The sequence below is a fragment of the Mycobacterium sp. 2YAF39 genome, from assembly GCF_052114565.1.
Classification (GTDB): Bacteria; Actinomycetota; Actinomycetes; order Mycobacteriales; family Mycobacteriaceae; genus Mycobacterium.
Map to the genome: position 1 here is coordinate 532,445 of NZ_JBFREZ010000002.1, position 21,534 is coordinate 553,978.

Consider the following 21,534-nt stretch of genomic DNA (forward strand, 5'->3'; position numbering starts at 1 on the left):
GGAGCGGGTTAATCTGGCGTGGTGGATGTTTTCGCCAAGCACAACATCAACGTCGTGGGCGCCGAACACAGCCCGACGCTCCTGTTGGTGCATGGTTTCGGATGCGATCAGAAACTCTGGCGCCTGGTCGTCGATCAGTTGGAATCAGAGTTTCGTATCGTCCTCATCGACCTCGTGGGGTGCGGATCGTCGGACCCAGGTGCATGGGACGCGAAGAAGTACTCCTCGTTGTCGGGTTACGCCGCCGACATCCTGGAAGTCGTCAATGAGCTCGACCTGCGCGACGTCATCTTCGTCGGGCACTCGGTCTCGTCGATGATCGGCGCACTCGCGACGATCGAGGATCCGTCACGATTCACCAAGCTGATCCTGCTCACGCCTTCCCCGCGCTACATCGACGACGGTGATTACCGCGGCGGGTTCTCGAAAGCCGATATCGACGAACTCCTCGAGTCCCTCGAGCAGAACTACCTGGGGTGGTCGCGTTCGATGGCACCGGTCATCATGGGCACCCCCGACCGGCCCGAGCTGGCGGACGAGTTGGGCGACACCTTCTGCCGGGCCAACCCGGAACACGCGCGCGTGTTCGCCAGCACCACCTTCCTTTCCGACAACCGCGCCGACCTTCCGCGGATCACGCTGCCGACGTTGGTGATCGAATGCAAGCAGGATTCGATCGCGCCACGTGAGGTGGGCGCCTACGTCCACGCGCAGATTCCCAGCAGCCAACTCGTCACCTTGGCCGCGACAGGACACTGCCCACATGTCAGTGCCCCGGAGGCCACCGCGTCGGCGATCGCCGCATTCGCACGATCGACGTGACCGAACACAGCAGCGCCGAGGACTTCTGGGACCACGCTCCGAGTGGCCACGCGATCGCAAGCCCGGACAGCCGCATAATCCGCGTCAATGGCACCCTGGCGCGATGGCTTGGCTACGAGGCAAAAGCGCTGTGCGGCAAGCTGTTCACCGATCTGCTGACCGTCGGTGGACGGATCCTCTACGAAACACATTTCGGGCCGCTGCTTCAGGCGGGCGGCCATCTCAACGGCGTCACAGTGGATTTCGTGAGCGCCGACGGAACTCGCAGGCCGATGTTCCTCACCGCGAATGTCAAGACCGACACCGCGCGGCAGCCGGTACTACTTCGGATAAGCGTCGTCGACGCTGCAGATCGCCGCGCCTATGAGGTGGAGCTCCTCGAGGCGCGCAGGCAGGCGGTGAAGGAGCAGGGTCGTGTCCGGGAATTCGCCGACACGCTCCGACGGTCGCTGCTCCCACCGGTGTTGTCCCCGCCAGAAGGCCTGGAGGCGGCCGATTACTACAACGCAGCGTCGGCCGAACACCTGGGCGGCGACTTCTACGATCTCTTCCCACTGTCAAGAACGACGTGGGGTTTCTTTCTGGGCGACGTGTCGGGCAAGGGCGTCGGCGCCGCCGTCGTCACCGGGCTGACCAGGTACACCCTGCGCGCCGCGGCTGTCTACGACGACGACCCCGTGCAAGTTCTGCACAACCTCAACACCGTCCTCAGCCAACAGCGTGGCGAAGAGTTCAGCCGGTTTTGCACCCTGATTTTCGGGAAGCTGACCAGATCCGACACTGGCTTTGACGTCCACCTGGCCAGCGGTGGCCATCCCCCGCCGCTGCTGATGTGCGCAGACGGCAGCGCCTATTACGCCGACACCATCGGTGGTCAGGCCGTCGGCATGACCACAAAACCGCACTTCGTCTCGAGCCGTTTCCTGCTCGCCCCGGGCGACACCCTGGTGCTGTATACCGACGGGCTGACCGAAGCAAGCACCGGCATCGGCCGTGAGCGCTACGACGACGAAGGCGCGTTACTGCAGTTCGCGAAGGCGCACTCGCCGACCCGGGCGTCCGACATCGTCGATGCCGTCAAGGGCTTACTCGACGGTCTCGGGTCCGGGGTGGAGGATGACACGGCCGTTCTGGCCCTGACGTGCGCTGGATTTGATTTCACTCACAACTGTTAGCGCGCGGATCCACAGGGTATGCACACCCACAGCGATGGTGGTTGTTGGTTGTGTCTGAAGCCATCGCGAGGCGGACGGTCGGGGCTCAACCCTGACGTTGAGCAAACAGCGCAGCCTGGGGTTCGCCGCCCTGCTGTGTATTCGGTCGTCTGATAAATGAAGATCACACCTGCAAAGGGTTTCGTGCGACCGCCGTAGAGGTACACGTCCCCGATAGGGCTCATTTCCGAGTTCCAACTCGAAGAACCAAAGGACACATCATGGGTGCCGGAGACAAGGCAAGCAACAAGATCGATGATCTCGGTGGCAAGGCCAAAGAGGGACTTGGCAAGGTGACCGGAGACAAGAGCACGGAGAACGAAGGCAAGATCGACCAGGCCAAGTCCAGCCTCAAGGACGCCGGCGAGAAGATCAAGGACGCGTTCAAGGGCTAGACACGACGCAAATCGGCCCGCCATCCGTTTGGGTGGCGGGCCGATTGCTTGGTCGCTGCGGACGGGGGCCTCAGACCGCGAGCAACCGTTGGAAGAACTCGCGATAACGCGTGAGGGCGAGACGCAGATCCTCGGTGGACGCACTTTCGCCCCGCGCCCACTGCGCCTCGAGGCGCGATCGCGCGTCGGCGAAACCTGTCGTGAGCTGTGTGATGACCTCCTCGACGAGGCCGTCGGCCTTCTGTACGCATTCCGCGGGGTCGTCGACGAACGCCGCTTGGATGTCGTCCCAGCGCGATCGCAGCCCGGAAGGGTCTGCAGCGGAGAATAATTCATCGGCAGGCGGTTGAACGTCAGAACTCTGCGGCACCGTCTCTGCTTGCGCCGATTGGGTGGGCAACGCCTCGGCTGGCGCCGATTCGGGGGGCAATGTCTCCGCTTGTGGCGGTTCACTGGGCACGTTCTCCGGCTGTGCCGGTTCGGTCGGCGCCGTCGCCGGGGCTTCGCCGTGGCTTGTCGGAACTTCCGTTCCCGCGCTTGAGAATTCGGGTCCGGTGGGTGTCGCTGCATCGGCCGCGAGCTGCTGGTCTTGGGTTGTCATGCCGTCGCCTCCTTTGGCGTGTTCTTCTCGATTTCGTGATCTTCGTCGAGCAATTGCTCGAAGAGTGCGCGGTAGTGGACGAAGGCCTGACGTTGCGCCTCCGTGCCGATGTCCGCTTTCTCTTGCGCAAGGTGCAGGGTGTGGGCGGCCCGGTAGTGCTCAACCGTCTCGGGGTGATCCACCGAGATGTCGGATGCCCGTTGATCGAAATCCGCTACCGGGTAACCGCGTTCGCGCATCACCTCGGTCACGAGGCGATCCGCGTAACCGACCGCCTCCGACGGATCGTCGACGAACGAGCGCTGAATGTCGGTCCACTGCTGGACGTATCGCTGGTGGGCCGCGGCCGGCAACGCAACGATGTCGAGCTTCTGTCGCTTCCGTTGACGCGCGACCAGCTCCTGCTCAGCGGACCGTTGATCGCCGGATTCGTCGACGACCCGTTGGTATTCACTGCCGAAGTGTTCCTTCAGCCGTCTTGTTTTCCTGCGACCGGTCACCGACATGATCGCGAGCAATATCAGCGTCAATGCGATCAGCACAGCAGCGGCGATAAAGAACCAGCTCCAGACGGGCATCTCTCCTACCTCCTCCAAGGCGGATACCCGACCGCCGCCTACGGAAACGTCAATTTTTTTCCACATCCTCCGCGCTGTCCACGCAGTGTTCGCTGACGCCCGTCATTGACAGTCGTCAGCAAGTGACGTACGTTGCCGGAATGCCACCATCAACCTCCACTGCCGACCATGCGTCGGTGGTGAGCGCACGCGCAGCCCAGCGCCTCGAGACGCGCACCCGCTTGTTCGACGCCGCGGTGGCCGAGATCAGCGAATCCGGATTGGCGGGGGCGGACGTCAGCACCATTGCGGCGAAGGTCGGAGTGGCACGAGGCACCTTCTACTTCCACTTTCCGACCAAGGAACACGTGGTTGTCGAAGTCGAACGCGGCGAGGAGGTCAAGATCGTCGATCGACTCACCTCGAGACAGACGAAACTCACGGACCTCTTCTCGGTGCTGTCGTCGTTGGTCCGCGAAGTGCTCGCCGCGGAGCGGCGTCTGGGCCCGGTGTTCTTTCGAGACATGTTGGGGCTGCACTTCTCTTCCACACGCCCGGTCGACGATCAGTTGAGCGAGCACCCGTTGGCCGAGTTCGTGATCGCCGCGATCGCCGAGGGTCAAGCCGCGGGGCGGGTGGAAAAGACTGCGGACCCGGGTGAACTCGGAGTCTTCTTCCTCACCGGACTGTTCGCATTGCTTGCCACCGACACGAGCGCACCCAGGGCCCGTGCGGCACTCATCGATAGATACGTGAACACAATCATCTCGGGAATGGAGTCACGATGAACGACAACGGCATTGAGGGTTACCGCATCTTCTTGGAGCGCCGCGACGGGGAAGCCGACCTGTTGAACAGGCGGCTGGAACGTCGTGAGGAATTCTTCGGTGATCTCGAGGCGAACCCCGTGCGGTCGGCGCATCCCGCCGACCGCGAGGTGTTCGCGGCGAACCTGCGCCGGCGCCGGCCCGCGCCGGGCGTGGACCGAAAGATGCTGTTCCTCTTGGCAACTGCGAAACTCAACCAGGCCGAGCGATTCGGTGTGGGCCTCGGTGAGACGTACGGGCTCAACAGCGGCGACGACCTGCCACCCGAGCGGGTCTACCTCGAACTCGAGGAGCACTATCACACCCGGTTGTTGGCATACGTCCTCGACATCTTCGGTCTGCCGTTTCACGTGGTTGCGCCGCCGTTCGTGTTGCGCCAGTTCGTGAAGATCGGCGTGTTTCTCCCGGAGCGGCTGGGGTTCCTGTTCGTCGGCGCGGCGGAAATGGCAGGCTGCGTGATGTTCGACGAGCTGCGCCGCGTCGGTATCGAGCTGTTCGCCGACGAGCCAGAAGTGTCAGCGCGCATCGAGCGGCTCTACAGCGAGATCCTCACCGACGAAGTCGGCCACGTCGGCTACTGCGCTGCGCGTTGCTCCCCGACAGAGCGAGCGTTGATGCGACGGCTGTACCCGCGCATCGCACGCCTATTCGCCCGTCAGACCTACGAGATCAGCCTTCTCACCGATCGGGAGAAGCTACGTGCGCGCCTCGACAGGCCCTTCGACGTCGAGGAACTCACCGCCGGCCTTCCCAACGAGACATTCGTCGCCACCCACCCCTGACCTCACCGCAAGGTGGTGGCGATGCGAATCTCCGAGTTCAAGGTCTGATGAACCGGACAGCGCCCGGCGATCAGCAGTAGCCGCTGTCGCTGCTCGTCGTCGAGATCTCCGATCAGCTCGATGTCGAGATCGATGTGATCGATCAGGCCGATGTGCGTTTCGCAGTCCGCGCAGTCTTCGGCGTGAATACGTGAGTGCCGCAGCGTGACTCGCACCTGTTCGAGCGGCCAGTCCCTGCGCTTGGCGTACATCCGGACCGTCATCGACGTACAGGAGCCCAGCGCCGCGAGCAGCAGATCGTACGGCGTGGGCCCCACATCGTCGCCGACCGGCCGCGGCTCGTCGGAAACCAGTTCGTGGTGCCCCGCGGTGATCCGCTGGGTGTACGTCCCCGAGCCCGACTCGGCCACGACGACGGTGCCTTCCGACGCCTCGTCGTGCGCGGTCTCAGATGTCGTCATGCAGCGGAAATTAACCGAGAACCGCGGCGCCGGGTCCAGAATGGGCGGATGCGATTTGGAAACTTCATGGCTCCCTTCCACCCGGTCGGTCAGAATCCGACGCTCGCCATCGAGCGAGACCTCAAGCTGATCGCCGCGATGGACGAACTCGGATTCTCCGAGGCGTGGGTCGGCGAGCACCATTCCGCCGGTTTCGAGATCATCGCATCACCGGAGGTCTTCATCGCCGTGGCCGCCGAGCGGACCAAGCACATCAAGCTCGGCACCGGCGTGAGCTCGCTGCCGTACCACAATCCCCTGATGCTGGCGGATCGCATGGTGCTGCTCGACCACCTCACCCGGGGCCGGGTGATGCTTGGCTGTGGCCCCGGACAACTCACCTCGGATGCCCACATGCTGGGGATACCGGCCGACGAGCAGCGGCCGCGCATGGAGCAGTGTCTCGAGGCGATCGTGCGGCTACTGCGCGGCGAAATCGTCACCATGCACACCGACGGCTTCACCCTTCAAGACGCCCGGTTGCAGCTCAAGCCCTACAGCGACCCCTGCTTCGATGTGGCTGTCGCGGCGTCCTTCTCCCCCACCGGTCCCCGAGGCGCGGGCAAGCACGGCATCGGCATGTTGTCGATCGCGGCGACCGCGAAGCAGGGAATGGATCTGCTTGCCCACCACTGGGCGACGTGGGAGGAGGTCGCGCTGGAAAACGGGCATATCGCCGACCGCTCGAAGTGGCGCCTCGTCGGCCCGATGCACCTGGCAGAGACGCGCGAACAAGCTGAGCGCGACGTCGAATACGGCATCTCGGAATTCTCGAGCTATTTCAAGCACATCCTGCCTGCGGGACCTGTCCAGGGCGGTAGCGCCGCGGAGATCGTTGCCAACAATCGTGAGTCGGGTTTCGCGGTGATCGGCACACCCGAGGATGCGGTGGCAAAGATCGAGGAGCTGGTGGAAGCGAGCAACGGCGGCTTCGGTGCCTTCCTGCTGTTCGACCACGACTGGGCCCCGCCCGCCGCGAAACTCAAGAGCTACGAACTCTTCGCGCAGTACGTGATTCCCCATTTCACGGGTCAACTCAAGGGACCGGCCGCCTCGGCCGACTGGGTGATCGGCAGCGGGACCGAATTCGTCGACCGTGCATCTCACGCCATCGGCAAGGCGATCGAAGACCACGCCGCGGAACGCGCGGCACGCCCGGCCACGTAGCGAGGAGCGCTAGTCTCCGGCCCGGAGAGCGTTGTTGTCGCCTTCCAAGACGATGTTGCGTTCGTCGAGGACGGCGTTGCGATCCTCGAGCGAGAGGATGCGACCGATGCCGGCAAGGTTGACCCCCGCCGCGACCAGCTCACTGATCCGCTCCAGTTGCGCGAGGTCGTCAGCGCTGTAGCGGCGGGTGCCCCCCGCGCTACGTTCGGGCGTCAGAAGACCGTGACGTTCGTAGAGCCGCAGGGACTGTTCGCTGACGCCGGACAATTCGGCGGCAACTGAGATCCCGTACACCCCGCGGTCGGATGCGGGTGGCCCGGTCTTGGTGACCTCGTCTTCTTTGTCATCGGGGGTCATGGTGAGGAAACGTCCTGATGTGGTCGACGGAAAATTATGCCTGATCAAGGCCAACATATGGCGGGGGTATTGCACAAGACCTACAGCAGTGTTATAAAAAATCTGTTTTTCGCGCCATAGATTACCATCTCGCGTTGACAACAGGAATCACAGCGACGGGAGTGACGATCATGCTCCTACATCCGCGCGATGGCGCCCCCCACATCGATGGGGTCAGCGCGCCGTCGGAAATCTCGCCGAACCGCGAGTTCAACCCGCTGGAAGGGTCGCACTCGGACGTCGACCTCGCCCTGGGCGCCGGCGATGAGCAGCGCGTAGGCAGATTTCGCTTCTACCTCGACGGTCAGCGGTGGGAATGGTCCGAAAGCGTCGAACGCTTGCATGGTTACCGGCCGGGCACCGTGACACCGACCACCGAACTGCTGCTCAGCCACAAGCATCCCGACGACCGCCCACAGGTCGCCGCGATTCTGGAACGAGTTGCCGACGGCGCGCCGTTCAGCAGTCGCCACCGCATCATCGACACCGCCGGCCGGACCCATTGGGTCATCGTCATCGGCGGGCGCATGCTCAATGACCACGGTGAAGTCATCGGCACGTCCGGTTTCTACGTCGACTACACCGACACGATGCAATCCGACATCTCCGCCGCAGTGACCAAAGTGTCGGAGGCACGAGCCGAGATCGAACAGGCCAAGGGACTGCTGATGGCGGCGTACGGGATCAGCGCGGAACGCGCATTTGACATCCTCGTCTGGCGGTCGCAGGAAACCAATGTCAAAGTCCGCGACCTCGCCCGCCGCTTCCTCAACGCGATGGCAGGCACGCTGACCGCCGGGACGCGCATGCAGGTCGACCACGCACTGCTGAACATCACCTGACGAGTCGCACGCGAACGGCCGCGCGTGAACCGTTGACAGAAGCATCCGCTTGATCGATGGTGCACGGTGTGGCCCTGCACATCGACCTCACTGGACGCCGAGTTCTGGTCACCGGCGCCGGCCAGGGCGTGGGCCGCGGCTTGGCGCACACGTTCGCCACCGCGGGCGCCGAGGTACTCGTCAACGATCTACGTTCCGAACGCGCCGGGGCCGTCGTCGACGAGTTGCACTTGATCGACGCCCAAGCGAGCAGCGCCGTATTCGACGTCACCGACTTCGAGGCGGTCGCGAAAGCCGTTGCGGCGGCTGGTGGGATCGACATCCTGGTCAACAACGCAGGCAACGCGGGGGCGGAAGGGTTCATCGGGCGCGGCCGCTTCGCCGAATCCGACCCGTCGGATTGGGAACCGTATCTTCGGGTGAACCTCTACGGCGCGATGTACTGCACGCGTGCGGTGCTGCCGGCGATGATCGACCGTCGGTGGGGCCGGATCATCACCATCGTGTCGGACGCCGGCAGAACCGGTGACGCGAACGGCGCCGCTTACGCCGCGTCCAAGGCGGGGGCTGCCGGTCTGACGCGTTCCATCGCGGCCGAGACCGGGCGCCACGGTGTGACGGCCAACAACATCGCGCTCGGCACGATGCGCACACCCATGACCGAGTCGTTTTGGGCCGAACAGGCGGACTCGCCACAAGCCAAGGCGATTCTGCAGAATTACGCGATCCGTCGTCCGGGTGATCCGGACGACGCCGCCGCCCTCGCTGTGCTGCTTGCCAGCGACCACGGGGCGTGGATCACCGGGCAGACGATTCCGGTGAACGGTGGGTTTTCGTTCGCATTGTGAGGCGCCATGACCCGACTCGTTCTTGGGATCGGTAGTCGCTCGCATTGTCTGTACTCATCACGTCGGGGCGCCACACCACGTGGCGCCATGACTCGTACGTACGAAAGGAGCCCGCCGTGAACACACATCGACTGTCGAGTGCGCTTCGACATTCCCTCTGGCGCACGGTGTGCGCTGTGTCCGGCGGCCTGACCGTGACCGGGGGCTGGAGCACCTCGGGTGGCTGCGTGGTCGTGGCCAATCACGCCTCCCACGCCGACACCGCGGCCCTGCTGGCGGCACTGCCGCCCGCGGCCCTTCCAGTATTCGGCGCGGCGGCCGACTACTGGTTCGAGGTACCGATGCGCCGCTTCATCGCCACGTCCTTGGCAGGCATCCTGCCGGTACGAAGGTCGGGCGACGGCGGCTACGATGCGCTGCTCGCCGCGGCAGGTCCGGCGCTGAGGGCCGGACGCACGGTGATCCTTTATCCCGAGGGAACCCGGTCGACCGACGGCACCATCGGAGAGTTCCGCTCCGGTGCACTGCGTTTGGCGCGCGATTGCGGCGTGCCGATCGTTCCGGTCGCCGTGATGGGAACAGCCCACGTGCTCCCCAAGGACGGCCGCTACTCACCGGCCCCGATGCGGGTCCACCTGGGGGCGCCCCTCGATCCTCACCTCACCTCGGCGCCGCAGTTGCGTGAGCAGGTGGTGCTACTCCGAGGCGACCGGGAACACCCCGTCGTCGAGCTCGTCGAGCGGTACCCGCTCCCCGAGGCGGCCTGACATGACGGTCGTCGATCGCTACCTGTGGTTCGTTGACCTCGACCGGCGGATGCCATTCAACCTCGACCTTGGTCCATTGCACATCCACCTGCACTCCCGGGCCGTGTTCTTCATGTGGCTCACGGCGGCGCTTCTGGTCCTGGCCGGCGTCGCGGTGCTGATCTCGCGAAAGCCGGACCTAGTACAGAAATGGCGCACCTGGGTGCTCATCGCTCCCGTCGTCGGCTTTCCCATGTGGATCGGCGAGGGCACCACCGCTGCGCTTGCCGCGGTGCTGGCCGTCGTCGCGGTAATCGAGTACGCGCGATTGGCACAACTGGCGAAAGGAGACACCTACGTGCTCGTCGCGCTGGCCGTGGCGTACCCGCTCGCGGCCTGGCTGCGTCCATCGCTGTTGCACCTCGCGCCACTCATACTGCTGCTGTGCGCGTTGCCGTCGGTGCTCGGTGGCGACATTGAGAACGGCGCCAAGCGCAGCGCTTTCACCGCATTCGGTTCGGTGTGGATCTGCTGGTCGCTGTCGCACCTGGTGATGGTATGGCCGGATTCGTTTCTGCTGTGTTTCGCCGTCGCGGCCACCGACGTCGCCGCCTGGTGTGGCGGAAAAGGCTTGCGCCGCATGGCTTGGGCGCGTAGACCGCTGTCCCCGTTGAGCCCGAACAAGACGGTCGGCGGGTTGGTCGGCGCGATCATCGGGGCGTTCATCATCCTCACGCTGCTGGGCACCATTTCGATCGGCCTGCTGATCGCGGTCTCCGTCGGCGGCGTCTTCGGCGACCTGCTCGAGTCCATGTTGAAGCGGCAGGCTCAGGTCAAGGACGCCGGCGACTGGCTGCCCGGCTTCGGCGGCCTGCTCGACCGGATCGACTCGCTGTTGCTCGTCCTCCCGTTGGCGTATTTCCTAGCATGAGCACTCAGATGGTTTCTGCGACAGCGCCCGCGATCACCGTCCGCTCCGGCGGTTGGCAGCGCACGTTCGCGCCGGGTGACGACATCGTCATCGGCCGCGACGTCCGCGCCGACGTTCGCATCTCCCACCCGCGGATCTCCCGCTCGCATGTGATCCTGCGCTACCTGAACGAGGGTTGGGTCGCCGTCGACGACAACAGCTCCAACGGAACATTCTTCGAAGGGCAGCGCGTGCAGTCCGTCGAGGTGCTCGACCAGCGCACCATCCACCTCGGCAAGCCCGACGGCCCGCCGCTGACATTCGAACTCGGAACCGCGTCACCTGCGGACGACAGCCCGACGCGGTCCCGGGAGTCGATCACGATCGGGCGGTCCGCCGACAACGACATCGTCGTGCCGGACGTGTTGGCTTCGCGTCACCACGCCGAGTTGGTGACCACCGATGCGGGCGTGCAGTTGCACAACACCGACGGCAGCGGCACATTCGTCAACGGCGCGAAGGTAAACGCGACCGCACTCGCCGAAGCCGATGTCGTGACGATCGGCAATCTCGACTTCGTCTTCACCGATGGTGCTCTGGTGCGCCGCACGCAGCCGGCAGCGACAACGGGGGGCCTCGAGGTACGCGACGTCAGTCTCGCGATCAAAGACAATGCCGTTCTGCTGGACAGGATTTCGTTCAACGCCCGCCCGGGCACACTGACCGCCGTGATCGGCCCGTCGGGCTCCGGCAAATCCACGCTCTCCCGAGCGATTGTCGGATCTTCCCAACCGACAAGTGGCTCAGTGTGGTTCGACGGCCGCGACCTTCAAGCCGAATACGCGTCGCTGCGCAGCCGGATCGGCCTGGTGCCCCAGGACGACGTCGTGCACGGCCGGCTCACCGTCGCGCAGGCGCTGGATTTCGCCGCAGAACTGCGGATGCCCGCCGACACCACCGCCGGCGACCGACGACGAGTGATCGCTCAGATACTCGAGGAACTCGAGTTGACCGCCCACGCCACGACCCGCATCGACAAGTTGTCCGGTGGGCAACGCAAACGTGTGTCGGTCGCCTTGGAGCTGCTGACCGGCCCGTCGCTGCTGGTGCTCGACGAGCCCACCACCGGACTGGACCCGGCATTGGACCGGGCCATCATGGCGATGCTGCGCCGACTCGCCGACGCCGGCCGCGTGATCGTGGTGGTGACGCATTCATTGGCGTTTCTTGATGAGTGCGACCAGGTGCTGCTGTTGGCACCTGGCGGGAAGACCGCCTTCTGCGGGGCGCCCGACGAGCTCGGATCCGCAATGGGCGCGACCGACTGGGCAGACATCTTCACGATCGTGAGCACCGATCCCGACGATGTTCAACGACGGTTCATGGAACGCTCAGGATCAGCGGCCCACGAGCGGTCGCCCGAGGAGAAATTGAGCACGGACACCGAGGCGCTCCTTGCCACTGATCGTCCGGTGCATACGGCTGAACCGGCACGCACCAGCGTGTGGAGCCAGTGCAAGACGATCGCACGCCGCCAGGCGCAGCTGCTCGTTGCCGATCGCGGCTACCTCGCGTTCCTTGTGATGTTGCCGTTCCTCATCGGCCTGCTGCCGCTGACCGTCGCCGGCCACGCCGGTTTCGGTCTTCCGCCGTCGGATGGCTCCGCGCCCTTCGAGCCCAAGCACGTCATCGCGTTGATCAGCTTCGCCGCAATCTTGATGGGAGCGACCCTCACCGTGCGGGATCTGGTCGGCGAACGGGCCATCTTCGGCCGCGAGCAGTCGGCGGGGTTGTCGGCCTCGGCGTATCTGCTAGCCAAGATCGCGGTGTTCGGTGCGGTCGCCGTGATTCAGTCAGCGATCCTGGTTTTGGTCGTCACGGCACCCGGGTTCGGCAAGCCCGGGCCGTCGTCGGCGGCGGCGCTGGGCATCCCCATGCTGGAGTTGTTCGTCGGTGTCGCGGCGACGTGCGTTGTTGCGGCGGTGCTGGGGCTTGCACTGTCTGCGCTGGCGCGAACCAACGATCAGGTCATTATGCTGCTGGCGGCGGCGCTGGTGACGCAACTGGTGTTCGCCGGCGGATTCATCCCGGTGACGGGTCGGCCGGCCCTGGAGACCATCGCGTGGATCATGCCCGGACGGTGGGGCTTAGCGGCAGCCGCATCGACGGCGGATCTGAGCAATCTCGTTGTCGGGATCGCGCAGGACTCGCACTGGCAGCACGCGGCGTCGACGTGGCTCTTCGACGTCACCATGTTGGCAGTGCTGGCCGTACTCTTCGCCGGCGTCGCGCGATGGAGGCTGCGGCTGCCGGCCGGATAAAGACTGATATACAGATACGACATAAACTCAACGCCGAGGAGCGCCGACGCAGCATGACCGCCGACGCAAAGCCACCGGCTCATCCACTGTTCGAACAGCCGTGGCCCGACGGCGAGTTCCGGTTCTTTCAGCTCGGTCACGTCGTCGACAACGTAGTCGCGGCAGCGTCCAAGTGGGCGCACGCATTCGGCATCGGGCCCTTCCACGTCCTGCCCGCCGTAGAGCAGCGGACCAACTTTGGTGGCGAAATGCGCTCGGTCCGAATCCAAGTCGCCGTCGCACAGGCCGGACCTGTTCAGATCGAATTGATCCAACAGCATTGCCGCACACCGAGCATCTTTCAGAACTGGAGCCGCGGGGGCACCTCAGCGTTTCACCAGATCGCCACCGTAACAGACGATTACGACGGTAAGAAGGCGTACTTCGAGGCACTTGGCTACAAGATCGCCGCCGAGAGCGACGCCGGCAAGTTCCGTGTCGCATATGTGGACACTTCGGCGGACTTCGGGTTCTACACCGAGGTCGTCGAAAGCTACCCCGGCCTTCTCACGCAGGTGCGCGCCATATCCGATACCTGTGCCAACTGGAACGGCATCGACCCCGTCCGGATCATGACACGTGGGGGTTACCGGGTGCCCGAAGAGTCCGAGGCCCGGTGACGATGTCCGACCTGACTGGGCCGCTGCGGGGCAGCGGCAATCCCTTGGAGAAGGCGGTTCTCCGAGCACTCGACAACCTCGAACACGCCCTGCAGCTGGAACCGCAGGGCGACAACCGGTTCCGTGCGACCAACGAACCGAGTCGGTTCGGCCGCGTCTTCGGGGGTCAGCTGCTTGCACAGGCCATGCAGGCCGCCACTGCCACCGTCAGCGACCACTTGCCTCAGTCCCTACACGCGTACTTCGTCCGATCGGGTGATTCGGACACCCCGCTGGACATCGACGTCGAGCGCGTGCGTGACGGACGCTCAATATCGACCCGCCAGGTCACCCTGGCGCAGGACGGGCGCACCCTTCTGACGGCGATCGCCTCGTTCCACACCAATCCCGTGGAGCCCGACCTCGCCCAGCCGCCTCTGCCCGCGCCGCCGCCCGAGGAACTACCTCTGCTGCAGCACTGGGTGGAGCACACCCCGCCGGATATGCGCCGGAACGCCGCGATCTGGATCGAGGTTCCACCCCCGCTGGAGATGCGGATCGCGGAGGCACCCACGTTCCTGGGTGGTCCACAGACAGCCGGTCCGCGGTCCCACTGGATGCGCCTACCGCGCGAGATCGATGATCGCCCCGCCACCCACAGCGCCATGCTCGCCTACGCAAGTGACTACCTGCTGGTCGACATGGCGCTTCGCAACCATCCGCAGCGTGTCGGTTATGGATCACTTGCGGCGCTGAGCCTGGACCATTCCATCTGGTTCCACCGTCCCGTCCACTTCGAGGAATGGCATCTGTACACACAGGAGATGGTTGCCGTCACCGGGCATCGCGCGATGGTCCGTGGAACCATTCGCGTCGCTGACGGACGCGTCGTCGCCACAACTGCGCAGGAAGTGCTCGTCCGCCCGATCGCCTGAAGCCATCGTTGACTTCGGTCCTGCCGCAGCGGAATGTGTAGAGGCCAATCCATAAGTACGAGAGGTGACGATGTCGAAATCAGTTGGCCGGGTGGCTGGCAAGGTCGCGTTCATCACGGGTGCAGCGCGCGGGCAGGGCCGCGAGCACGCCATCCGACTGGCAGAGGAAGGCGCCGACATCATCGCCATCGACATCTGTGGCGATATCGACGGTGCGCCCTACCCCCTGGCGACCGAGGCCGACCTCGACGAAACTGCCGCACTGGTCGAGAAGCTGGACCGCCGCATCGTCACCGCGAAGGCGGACGTTAGAGATGTCGAGGCCTTGGGCACTGCGCTGCAAACGGGAATCGACGAGCTGGGCCGCCCGGACATCGTGATTGCCAACGCCGGCATCAGCGGGAGCCCCGCCCCCGCGGCGCTCATCGAAGAAGCCGCCTGGCAGACGATGCTCGACATCAACATCACCGGGGTCTGGCACACGATCAAGGTGGCGGTGCCTCATATGTCCGACGGGCGCGGCGGATCGATCATCCTGGTGAGTTCGATGCTGGGCCTTCGCGGCGGCGGCTACATGGCTCACTACGCCTCGGCGAAGCACGCCGTCGTCGGACTGATGAACTCCCTCGCCAATGAACTTGCTCCGCAATGGATCCGAGTCAACTCGATCCATCCGGGAAACATTCTCACGCCGATGATCGACAACGAGCAGTTCCACCGCACCCTGAGGCCTGATCTGGCCGAACCGACCATGGCCGACGCCGCGGAGCTGATCGGGCACTTCCACATGCTGCCGGTGCCGTACTTCGAGGCGCGCGCCGTCAGTAACGCTGTGCTCTTCCTCGCCTCTGACGAGGCGAAGTACATCACCGGGGCGGCGCTACCGATCGACGCAGGGGCGACTGCGAAGTTCTGACACTCTCCGGGCTGGCTATGGATTTCCGTCACTCTTCGGAAGACGATGCATACCGATCGCGCAGCTTGGAGAGGGTCGCGTCGATCCCGGCCGCATTGCTCTTGGCGAAACCCATGCGCTCGTAGTACTTCAGGGCGTCCTTGATCCGACCGGTATCCCGGTAGTCGAACGTCTCGGTGACGCGGGTGCGTGTCGGTGACAGCGCTTCGAACTCCCAGCGCCAGTGGTGCCCTACCGGGTGACGCCACTCGATGAGCTTGTCCGGCTCCAGCGCTGTGACGGTGCTGGTGATGCGGTAGGGCACACCGTACATCCGCATTCGGGTCGAAAACCGCTCACCCACAGCGAGTTTCCCGGGGCCACGAATATTGGCGCGCACGGTGCCGGAACCGTCGACGTCGTGGTGGCGCGTCGGGTCAGCCACGATTGCGAACAACTCGGACGCAGGGGCCTGTACCTCCACAGACCGACTGATCTGGCGCGGACCAGCGTCGACGACCGTGACGCTCATACGCTGCTGCCTTCCGGTGTCGTGTTGTCAGCGCGCTCCGCGCACCAAGCGGCCGGGCCGTGCGCCGGTGTCGACGCCGTCGCGCCGCGTGACGGCGCCACTGACTATCGTCGCACTGTATCCAGAGGCGCCTTGGACCAGCCGGTTTCCGCCTGCGGGCAGGTCATACGCCATCCGGGGGGCGTGCAGCGTCAGCGCATTCATGTCGATCACGTTGAGGTCAGCCTTCTTTCCGACCTGTACGACCCCGCGATCGGTAAGCCCGAACAACTGCGCAGTGTCATGCGTCTGCTTGCGGACCACGTACTCCAGCGGCAGCTTCTCCCCGCGGTGGCGATCCCTCGCCCAGTGCGTCAGCAGGAAAGTGGGATATGAGGCGTCGCAGATCATGCCGCAGTGAGCACCACCGTCGGACAACCCCGATACGCCGGCCGGGTGGGTCAGCATCTCCCGGATCGCGTCGTGGTTGCCGTAGAAGTAGTTGTAGAACGGCAGCATCAGCATCGCAGTCGCGTCCGACTCGAGCATGAGGTCGTACAGCGTCGCCAACGGATCCTCGCCGCGCTCGGCGGCGATCTTCTCCACGGCCTGATCGGGAGTCGGTTCGTAGTCGGGGGGATCGCCCAGGTAATAGAGCCGACCGAGCGAGTACTGAACAAGCGCGAACATGTTGTCGAACAACAGGTTCGGATCCGGCGCCAAGTCGTCCTCGCCGAGGATGGCCGCCTTGACCGCGGGTTCCGCGAGGCGCTGCGCAAGCTCCGCTCGGCTGCACTCGGCCTTCAACCGACGGAACGTCGGCCGGTGGGTGAACGCGTGGTGACCGGGAAAGCCGAAGAGCATCCCGAAGGGTCGGGCGGCGATCTGAGGGTACAACTGGCTGCCCGCCGCGTGCGCCGCCGCCGAGATGTCCAACTGCTCGCGCCAGAGGTCAGGCGCCGCGTCGACCTGGATCATGCCGAACGAGATGGGCCGGTCGATCTCGGCGCCCAGGCGTTGCATCCACTCCAGTTCCTTCTTCGGCGCGATGATGTCCTCGCCCGCGACGCCCTGCGGGGCGAGTTCGAAGACGGCCCGCCCGCCCGCCGCCATCGCCCGGCCGAGTCCGAACAGCTCGTCCTCTGCAGCGAAGGTGCCGGGTACGGGTTCGCCGTCCATCGCCCGATGGCCGAGCGTGCGGGACGTCGAAAAGCCGAGCGCGCCCGCCTCGACGGCCTCCTGCACGAGCCGGGCCATGGCCTTGATGTCTTCTGGAGTGGCGGGTTCGTTGCGGGCGCCGCGCTCCCCCATCGCGTACGCGCGCACGGTTCCATGGGCGACCTGGCTTCCGATGTCGACGGCCAACTCCCGCTTGTCGATGACGTCCAGGTACTCGGGGTAGCTCTCCCAGCCCCACGTCATGCCCTCGGTCAGCGCGCTGCCCGGAATGTCCTCCACGCCCTCCATGAGTGCGATGAGCCATTCCTCGCTGCCCGGCCGCACCGGCGCGAATCCGACGCCGCAGTTGCCTGCGACGACGGTCGTCACCCCGTGATTGCTGGACGGCTCCAGCACGCTGTCCCAGCTGACCTGGCCGTCGTAGTGCGTATGAATGTCGACGAACCCCGGCGCGACGAGCTTGCCGGTCGCGTCGATCGTCTCGGCCGCTTCGCCCTCCAGCGGAGCGTCACCGTTTCCGCGGCGGCGAATCTCGACGATCTTCCCGTCCTTGACGGCCACATCGGCCTGGAATCGATCCGCGCCCGTGCCGTCCACCACGGTTCCGCCAGTGATCTTCAAGTCGAACACGATTTACTCCCTCGACATCCTCGCCAGCCGTTATGGTGGCCAATGTAACACCGTTACAGACGGTAGCAGCTGGATTCGGAGGGCGAATCGTGACGCGAACGGCACCGGTCAGTGGCACCGTCAGCAACCCGGTCCGCCCCCAGCGCGAAGACGCGATCGGACCGCCGCCACAGCGCCCCACCCTGGTGCCGGCGCAGCGCTATTACTCCGCGGACTTCGCCCGCCTCGAGGTGGAGCAGATGTGGCCCAAGGTGTGGCAGCTCGCCTGCACACTCGACCATGTCGCCGAACCGGGCGACTACTTCGAGTACCGGTGCGGCCCCTGCTCGGTGCTCGTTGTTCGCGGCGACGACGGCGATCTGCGCGCTTTCCAGAACGTGTGTCGGCATCGAGGAAATTCACTCTGCGCCGGATCCGGATCGGACTTGCGTGAACTGCGCTGCGGTTATCACGGCTGGACGTGGGATCTCGCCGGCTCACTGCGGCGCGTGCCCAACCGAAAAGGCTTCGGCGAGCTGCGGCTGACCGACTTTCCGCTGCTGCCGGTTCGGGTGGAGACCTGGGAACGGCTCGTCTTCGTCAATCTCGACGCCGATGCGATCCCGTTGCGTGACTACCTGGAAGCGATGCCAGACGACATTGCGTGGAACCGGCTCGGCGAGTTCCGGTGCTACGCCACGATGACCATCGAGGTCGATGCGAACTGGAAGACGATCACCGACGGATTCAGCGAGACCTACCACATCCAGACGTTGCACCCGGAGCTCCACCGATGCATGGACGACGTGTATGCCCCACAAGTGATCTGGGGTCACACCGGAAAGTCCGAACAGCTCTACGGAGTGCCCAGTCCGAGCATCAAGGAGAGTCTGACCGACGCCGAGGTGTGGGACGCCTACGTCACCACGCAGGGCGCGTTGATGGGCGTCGAAGAGGGGACGCCGTTCCCGGCTGATCAACACGGGCTGTCCGCGGCTGACGCGATCGCCACGCGCACAAAAGCTTTCGCCGACAGTCGTGGCGTCGACCTGAGCTGGGCGACCACCGATCAGGTGCTGCGGCTGCACCAGTACAACGTGTTCCCGAACATGTCGCTGCTGACCAACGCTGATCACTTGACGGTGCTCACCGCACGTCCCGGCCCCGACCCCGATCGCGGTGAACTGGTGATGATCGTATGGATGCGGATGCCACCCGACGCGCCTCGCAACAAGCCGGTCGACGTCAGGATGACGGCTGATGACGCTCACCCCGGACTTGTCCTCACACAGGACATCACGGTGTTGGCCGGACTGCAGCGCGGATTGCACCAGCCGGGGCTGACCCACCTGACGTTGTCGAACGAGGAACGCCGTGTGATCAACACGCACCGCAATCTCGAACGCTATCTGGATCTGCCCGAGTCCGATCGAATCACCGGGGGTGAGACGGTTGGTGCAGCCCCGTAACAAGAACGGCGCCTCCGTCACGGCCGATCAGATTCTCGAGACCGCGGCCCGGCTGATCGATGTCGATGGGGTGGAGGCGTTTTCCATGCGCCGGTTGGCAGAGCAGCTGGGCGTTGCAGTTACGTCTATCTATTGGCACGTCGGCGGCAGGGACAAACTGTTCGACAGCTTGGTCGAGGGGCTGCTCGGACAGATGACGCATCTCCCGAGCGATGGCGATAACCCCATCGACCGGATCGCGTCGATCGCGCGATCGCAACGAAGGCTGCTCATCGAGAAGCAGAATCTTCTGGCCATCGCTCATGAACGCGACCGGACACCGCAGCTGTTTCTGCCGATTCAGCAGCGGTTGGCGGCGGAGCTTTCCGAACTGGGCGTCACCGGGAGCGAAGCCGCGCTTGTCGTGCGCGTCGTGGAAGTTCACGTCATTTCCAGTGCGGTGATGCAGTTCTCGGCGGTGCGCGGGGCCAAACACGACGAAGAGGATCCGTCGCTGTGGGCGGATGCGTGGCCGGATCAGGCGCTGGTCGAAGCCCTGCAATCCCCCACCGATTACGACGCCGTGTTCGAGTACGGACTGGACGCATTGCTGGCGCCGCTGCGCAACAAGCACCATGGGTGACCTGTCACCGTCCGCGGTCATTACGACCGCGCAGGAAAGCGCCGGCCTCTCTGACTTCGGCGGTGGAGAATGGCGCGAAGCGCTCGACGCACTGACTGACGCACTGGTCGCCGAGGCCGGCCTGACGGAGTTCGGAGAAGTTGTCGCACAGGCCGACCTCGTCGGATCCCTTACCAGGCGCCTACAGATCGTCGAGCACCGGCGCACACACCCCGAAGTCGGCGACGCGCGGATCGAGCGGCCCATCTTCATCGTCGGTCAGGTGCGCACGGGAACCACGATCCTGTTCGAATTGCTCGCCCAGGATCCCGACGCCCGCGCGCCGTTGACGTGGGAGGTCGACGCGCCGTGTCCCCCACCGGAAGCGGCCACGCACGACACCGACCCCCGCATCGAAGACAGCCGTCAGATTCAGGAGATGATGACGTCGATCATCCCCGATCTCAAGTCCATGCACCCCATCGGACCGCTACTGGCCCAAGAGTGCGTCCGCATCACGGCCATGGACCTCAGAAGCTTCATTTTCCCGACGATCTACCACGTCCCGAGCTACGCCAAATGGCTTCTCGGAGCTGACATGACGTCGGCGTATGCATGGCATCGCGGATTCCTGCAGCATCTACAGTCCCGAATCCCGGTGAACCGCTGGGTGCTCAAATCGCCCGGCCACATCTGGGCCTTGGACGCGATGATGAAGCAGTATCCGGACGCGCTGGTGATACAGACACACCGCGATCCACTCCGTACCATCGCGTCGGTGTCCTCGTTGGCGCGCACGCTACGCACATTCGCCAGTGGGGAGACTCCGATCGGGCAGGTCGCCTGCGAGTGGACCGAGTACGTCATCGACGGCCTCGACCGGTCGATTGATGCGCGAGAGTCCGGAATCGTGCCGGCCTCACAGGTGGTCGACGTGCAGTACCAATCGTTTGCGGCCGACCCCATCACCACCGTCGCCGCGGCGTACGCCCAACTCGGATTGACGTTCACAGCCGAAGCCGAAGCCAGGATGCGCAGCTTCCTTGATGCCCAACCCGCCCACGAACACGGCGGACACCACTACACGTTCGCTCAAACGGGTTTGGATGAGAAGGCACTCCGGGAGCGAACATCTCGCTATCAGGACTACTTCGACGTCCCCAACGAGCCGTTGGGATGAACGTAAGGTCCCGACAGGAGGCGAAGATGACATCTACGGACACCGCACTGCAGGAAATGATCGACGAATTCCACCTGCGCAAGCTCGTCCACGCGTACTGCCGCGCAGTCGACCGAGGTGACATCGCGGCGCTGCGGGACCTGTATCACCACGACGCAACCGACGCCCACGGCGGATTCTCGACGGGTTCGATCGACCAGTTCTTCGAGCAGCTCGTCGCCGCGCGTCCCTACATCCGGACGATGCAGCACAACATCACCACCGCGAACTTCGCGATTGCCGGAAACGCGGCCGAAGGAGAGATCTACACCATCGCGTTCCACACCCTCGCCGGCAAGGACCGCGATATCGATGTCGTGGTCGGCGGGCGTTACCTCGACAAGTACGAGAAGCGCGAGGACGCATGGAAACTGATCGAACGGACCATCGTCACCGACTGGGCCCGGGTGACAGACCCATCCTCGATGGACATGAGTCACTCGATCACGAGAGACACTCTCAAAGGAACCCTCGACGAGAAGGACCCGTCGTTTCAGTTCTTCTCACTATTGGCCGCTCCCCCGCCGGGCTGAGCGCACACTGGACGGCC

At 64.6% G+C, this 21,534-nt stretch carries 24 protein-coding genes; 18 read left to right on the forward strand and 6 right to left on the reverse strand.

The window, feature by feature from the left end; genetic code table 11:
• Window positions 1–21 precede the first annotated feature (21 nt).
• From AB4Z42_RS08015 to AB4Z42_RS08025, 3 genes are all read left to right on the forward strand, one after another.
• Window positions 22–822, forward strand: a complete 801-nt coding sequence (locus AB4Z42_RS08015) for an alpha/beta fold hydrolase (RefSeq protein ID WP_442008586.1) — start codon at window positions 22–24, stop codon at window positions 820–822.
• Window positions 819–1,997: a SpoIIE family protein phosphatase gene (locus AB4Z42_RS08020; protein ID WP_442008587.1), complete on the forward strand. Its 1,179-nt coding sequence runs from the start codon at window positions 819–821 to the stop codon at window positions 1,995–1,997. Before AB4Z42_RS08015 ends, AB4Z42_RS08020 begins: the two co-directional genes overlap by 4 nt.
• A gap of 260 nt (window positions 1,998–2,257) precedes the next feature.
• Window positions 2,258–2,431 (forward strand): CsbD family protein, encoded by a 174-nt coding sequence (locus AB4Z42_RS08025; protein WP_442008588.1) that lies wholly within the window; start codon window positions 2,258–2,260, stop codon window positions 2,429–2,431.
• Between the two features lie 70 nt (window positions 2,432–2,501).
• Here the strand turns inward: AB4Z42_RS08025 and AB4Z42_RS08030 are convergent, their stop codons facing one another.
• Window positions 2,502–3,032 (reverse strand): hypothetical protein, encoded by a 531-nt coding sequence (locus AB4Z42_RS08030; protein ID WP_442008589.1) that lies wholly within the window; start codon window positions 3,030–3,032, stop codon window positions 2,502–2,504.
• Window positions 3,029–3,610 carry a hypothetical protein gene (locus AB4Z42_RS08035; RefSeq protein ID WP_442008590.1) on the reverse strand — a complete coding sequence of 194 codons (582 nt, stop codon included), beginning with the start codon at window positions 3,608–3,610 and terminating at the stop codon, window positions 3,029–3,031. The genes AB4Z42_RS08030 and AB4Z42_RS08035 overlap by 4 nt, the downstream gene beginning before the upstream one ends.
• A gap of 140 nt (window positions 3,611–3,750) precedes the next feature.
• On the opposite strand from AB4Z42_RS08035, the gene AB4Z42_RS08040 reads away from it, so the two are divergent.
• On the forward strand, window positions 3,751–4,377 hold the full coding sequence (locus tag AB4Z42_RS08040; protein WP_442008591.1) for a TetR family transcriptional regulator: 627 nt from the start codon (window positions 3,751–3,753) through the stop codon (window positions 4,375–4,377).
• Window positions 4,374–5,198, forward strand: coding sequence for a hypothetical protein (locus AB4Z42_RS08045; RefSeq protein ID WP_442008592.1), 825 nt, complete (start codon window positions 4,374–4,376; stop codon window positions 5,196–5,198). Before AB4Z42_RS08040 ends, AB4Z42_RS08045 begins: the two co-directional genes overlap by 4 nt.
• A gap of 2 nt (window positions 5,199–5,200) precedes the next feature.
• Here the strand turns inward: AB4Z42_RS08045 and AB4Z42_RS08050 are convergent, their stop codons facing one another.
• Complete coding sequence (locus AB4Z42_RS08050) at window positions 5,201–5,659, reverse strand: OsmC family protein (RefSeq protein ID WP_442008593.1); 459 nt, start codon at window positions 5,657–5,659, stop codon at window positions 5,201–5,203.
• A 48-nt stretch (window positions 5,660–5,707) separates the two neighbouring features.
• On the opposite strand from AB4Z42_RS08050, the gene AB4Z42_RS08055 reads away from it, so the two are divergent.
• Window positions 5,708–6,865 carry an LLM class flavin-dependent oxidoreductase gene (locus tag AB4Z42_RS08055; protein ID WP_442008594.1) on the forward strand — a complete coding sequence of 386 codons (1,158 nt, stop codon included), beginning with the start codon at window positions 5,708–5,710 and terminating at the stop codon, window positions 6,863–6,865.
• Between the two features lie 9 nt (window positions 6,866–6,874).
• Here the strand turns inward: AB4Z42_RS08055 and AB4Z42_RS08060 are convergent, their stop codons facing one another.
• A complete protein-coding gene (locus AB4Z42_RS08060; protein WP_442008595.1) occupies window positions 6,875–7,222 on the reverse strand; it encodes a MerR family transcriptional regulator in 348 nt (115 codons plus the stop codon).
• A gap of 134 nt (window positions 7,223–7,356) precedes the next feature.
• Between AB4Z42_RS08060 and AB4Z42_RS08065 the strand changes: the two genes are divergently transcribed.
• From AB4Z42_RS08065 to AB4Z42_RS08100, 8 genes are all read left to right on the forward strand, one after another.
• On the forward strand, window positions 7,357–8,103 hold the full coding sequence (locus AB4Z42_RS08065; protein WP_442008596.1) for a PAS and ANTAR domain-containing protein: 747 nt from the start codon (window positions 7,357–7,359) through the stop codon (window positions 8,101–8,103).
• Window positions 8,104–8,171: 68 nt separating this feature from the next.
• A complete protein-coding gene (locus AB4Z42_RS08070; protein ID WP_442008597.1) occupies window positions 8,172–8,951 on the forward strand; it encodes an SDR family NAD(P)-dependent oxidoreductase in 780 nt (259 codons plus the stop codon).
• 116 nt (window positions 8,952–9,067) lie between these two features.
• Window positions 9,068–9,718: a lysophospholipid acyltransferase family protein gene (locus AB4Z42_RS08075; RefSeq protein ID WP_442008598.1), complete on the forward strand. Its 651-nt coding sequence runs from the start codon at window positions 9,068–9,070 to the stop codon at window positions 9,716–9,718.
• A gap of 1 nt (window position 9,719) precedes the next feature.
• Window positions 9,720–10,628, forward strand: coding sequence for a phosphatidate cytidylyltransferase (locus tag AB4Z42_RS08080; RefSeq protein ID WP_442008599.1), 909 nt, complete (start codon window positions 9,720–9,722; stop codon window positions 10,626–10,628).
• Between the two features lie 8 nt (window positions 10,629–10,636).
• Window positions 10,637–12,928, forward strand: a complete 2,292-nt coding sequence (locus AB4Z42_RS08085; RefSeq protein ID WP_442008600.1) for an ATP-binding cassette domain-containing protein — start codon at window positions 10,637–10,639, stop codon at window positions 12,926–12,928.
• Between the two features lie 53 nt (window positions 12,929–12,981).
• Window positions 12,982–13,587, forward strand: coding sequence for a VOC family protein (locus AB4Z42_RS08090; protein WP_442008601.1), 606 nt, complete (start codon window positions 12,982–12,984; stop codon window positions 13,585–13,587).
• Between the two features lie 2 nt (window positions 13,588–13,589).
• Window positions 13,590–14,501 (forward strand): acyl-CoA thioesterase, encoded by a 912-nt coding sequence (locus AB4Z42_RS08095; protein ID WP_442008602.1) that lies wholly within the window; start codon window positions 13,590–13,592, stop codon window positions 14,499–14,501.
• A 70-nt stretch (window positions 14,502–14,571) separates the two neighbouring features.
• Entirely contained in the window at window positions 14,572–15,417 is an 846-nt protein-coding gene (locus AB4Z42_RS08100) for a mycofactocin-coupled SDR family oxidoreductase (protein ID WP_442008603.1), read from the forward strand.
• Between the two features lie 28 nt (window positions 15,418–15,445).
• Here the strand turns inward: AB4Z42_RS08100 and AB4Z42_RS08105 are convergent, their stop codons facing one another.
• On the reverse strand, window positions 15,446–15,928 hold the full coding sequence (locus tag AB4Z42_RS08105; RefSeq protein ID WP_442008604.1) for an SRPBCC family protein: 483 nt from the start codon (window positions 15,926–15,928) through the stop codon (window positions 15,446–15,448).
• A 27-nt stretch (window positions 15,929–15,955) separates the two neighbouring features.
• Window positions 15,956–17,716, reverse strand: a complete 1,761-nt coding sequence (locus AB4Z42_RS08110; RefSeq protein WP_442008605.1) for an N-acyl-D-amino-acid deacylase family protein — start codon at window positions 17,714–17,716, stop codon at window positions 15,956–15,958.
• 89 nt (window positions 17,717–17,805) lie between these two features.
• On the opposite strand from AB4Z42_RS08110, the gene AB4Z42_RS08115 reads away from it, so the two are divergent.
• Genes AB4Z42_RS08115 through AB4Z42_RS08130 form a run of 4 tightly spaced genes read left to right on the forward strand, consistent with a single transcriptional unit; the run spans window position 17,806 to window position 21,517 of the window.
• Entirely contained in the window at window positions 17,806–19,164 is a 1,359-nt protein-coding gene (locus AB4Z42_RS08115; RefSeq protein WP_442008606.1) for an aromatic ring-hydroxylating oxygenase subunit alpha, read from the forward strand.
• Window positions 19,151–19,786, forward strand: a complete 636-nt coding sequence (locus AB4Z42_RS08120; protein ID WP_442008885.1) for a TetR/AcrR family transcriptional regulator — start codon at window positions 19,151–19,153, stop codon at window positions 19,784–19,786. Before AB4Z42_RS08115 ends, AB4Z42_RS08120 begins: the two co-directional genes overlap by 14 nt.
• Window positions 19,779–20,945, forward strand: coding sequence for a sulfotransferase family protein (locus AB4Z42_RS08125; protein WP_442008607.1), 1,167 nt, complete (start codon window positions 19,779–19,781; stop codon window positions 20,943–20,945). Before AB4Z42_RS08120 ends, AB4Z42_RS08125 begins: the two co-directional genes overlap by 8 nt.
• Before the next feature lie 26 nt (window positions 20,946–20,971).
• Window positions 20,972–21,517: a nuclear transport factor 2 family protein gene (locus tag AB4Z42_RS08130; RefSeq protein ID WP_442008608.1), complete on the forward strand. Its 546-nt coding sequence runs from the start codon at window positions 20,972–20,974 to the stop codon at window positions 21,515–21,517.
• Window positions 21,518–21,534: the final 17 nt, after the last annotated feature.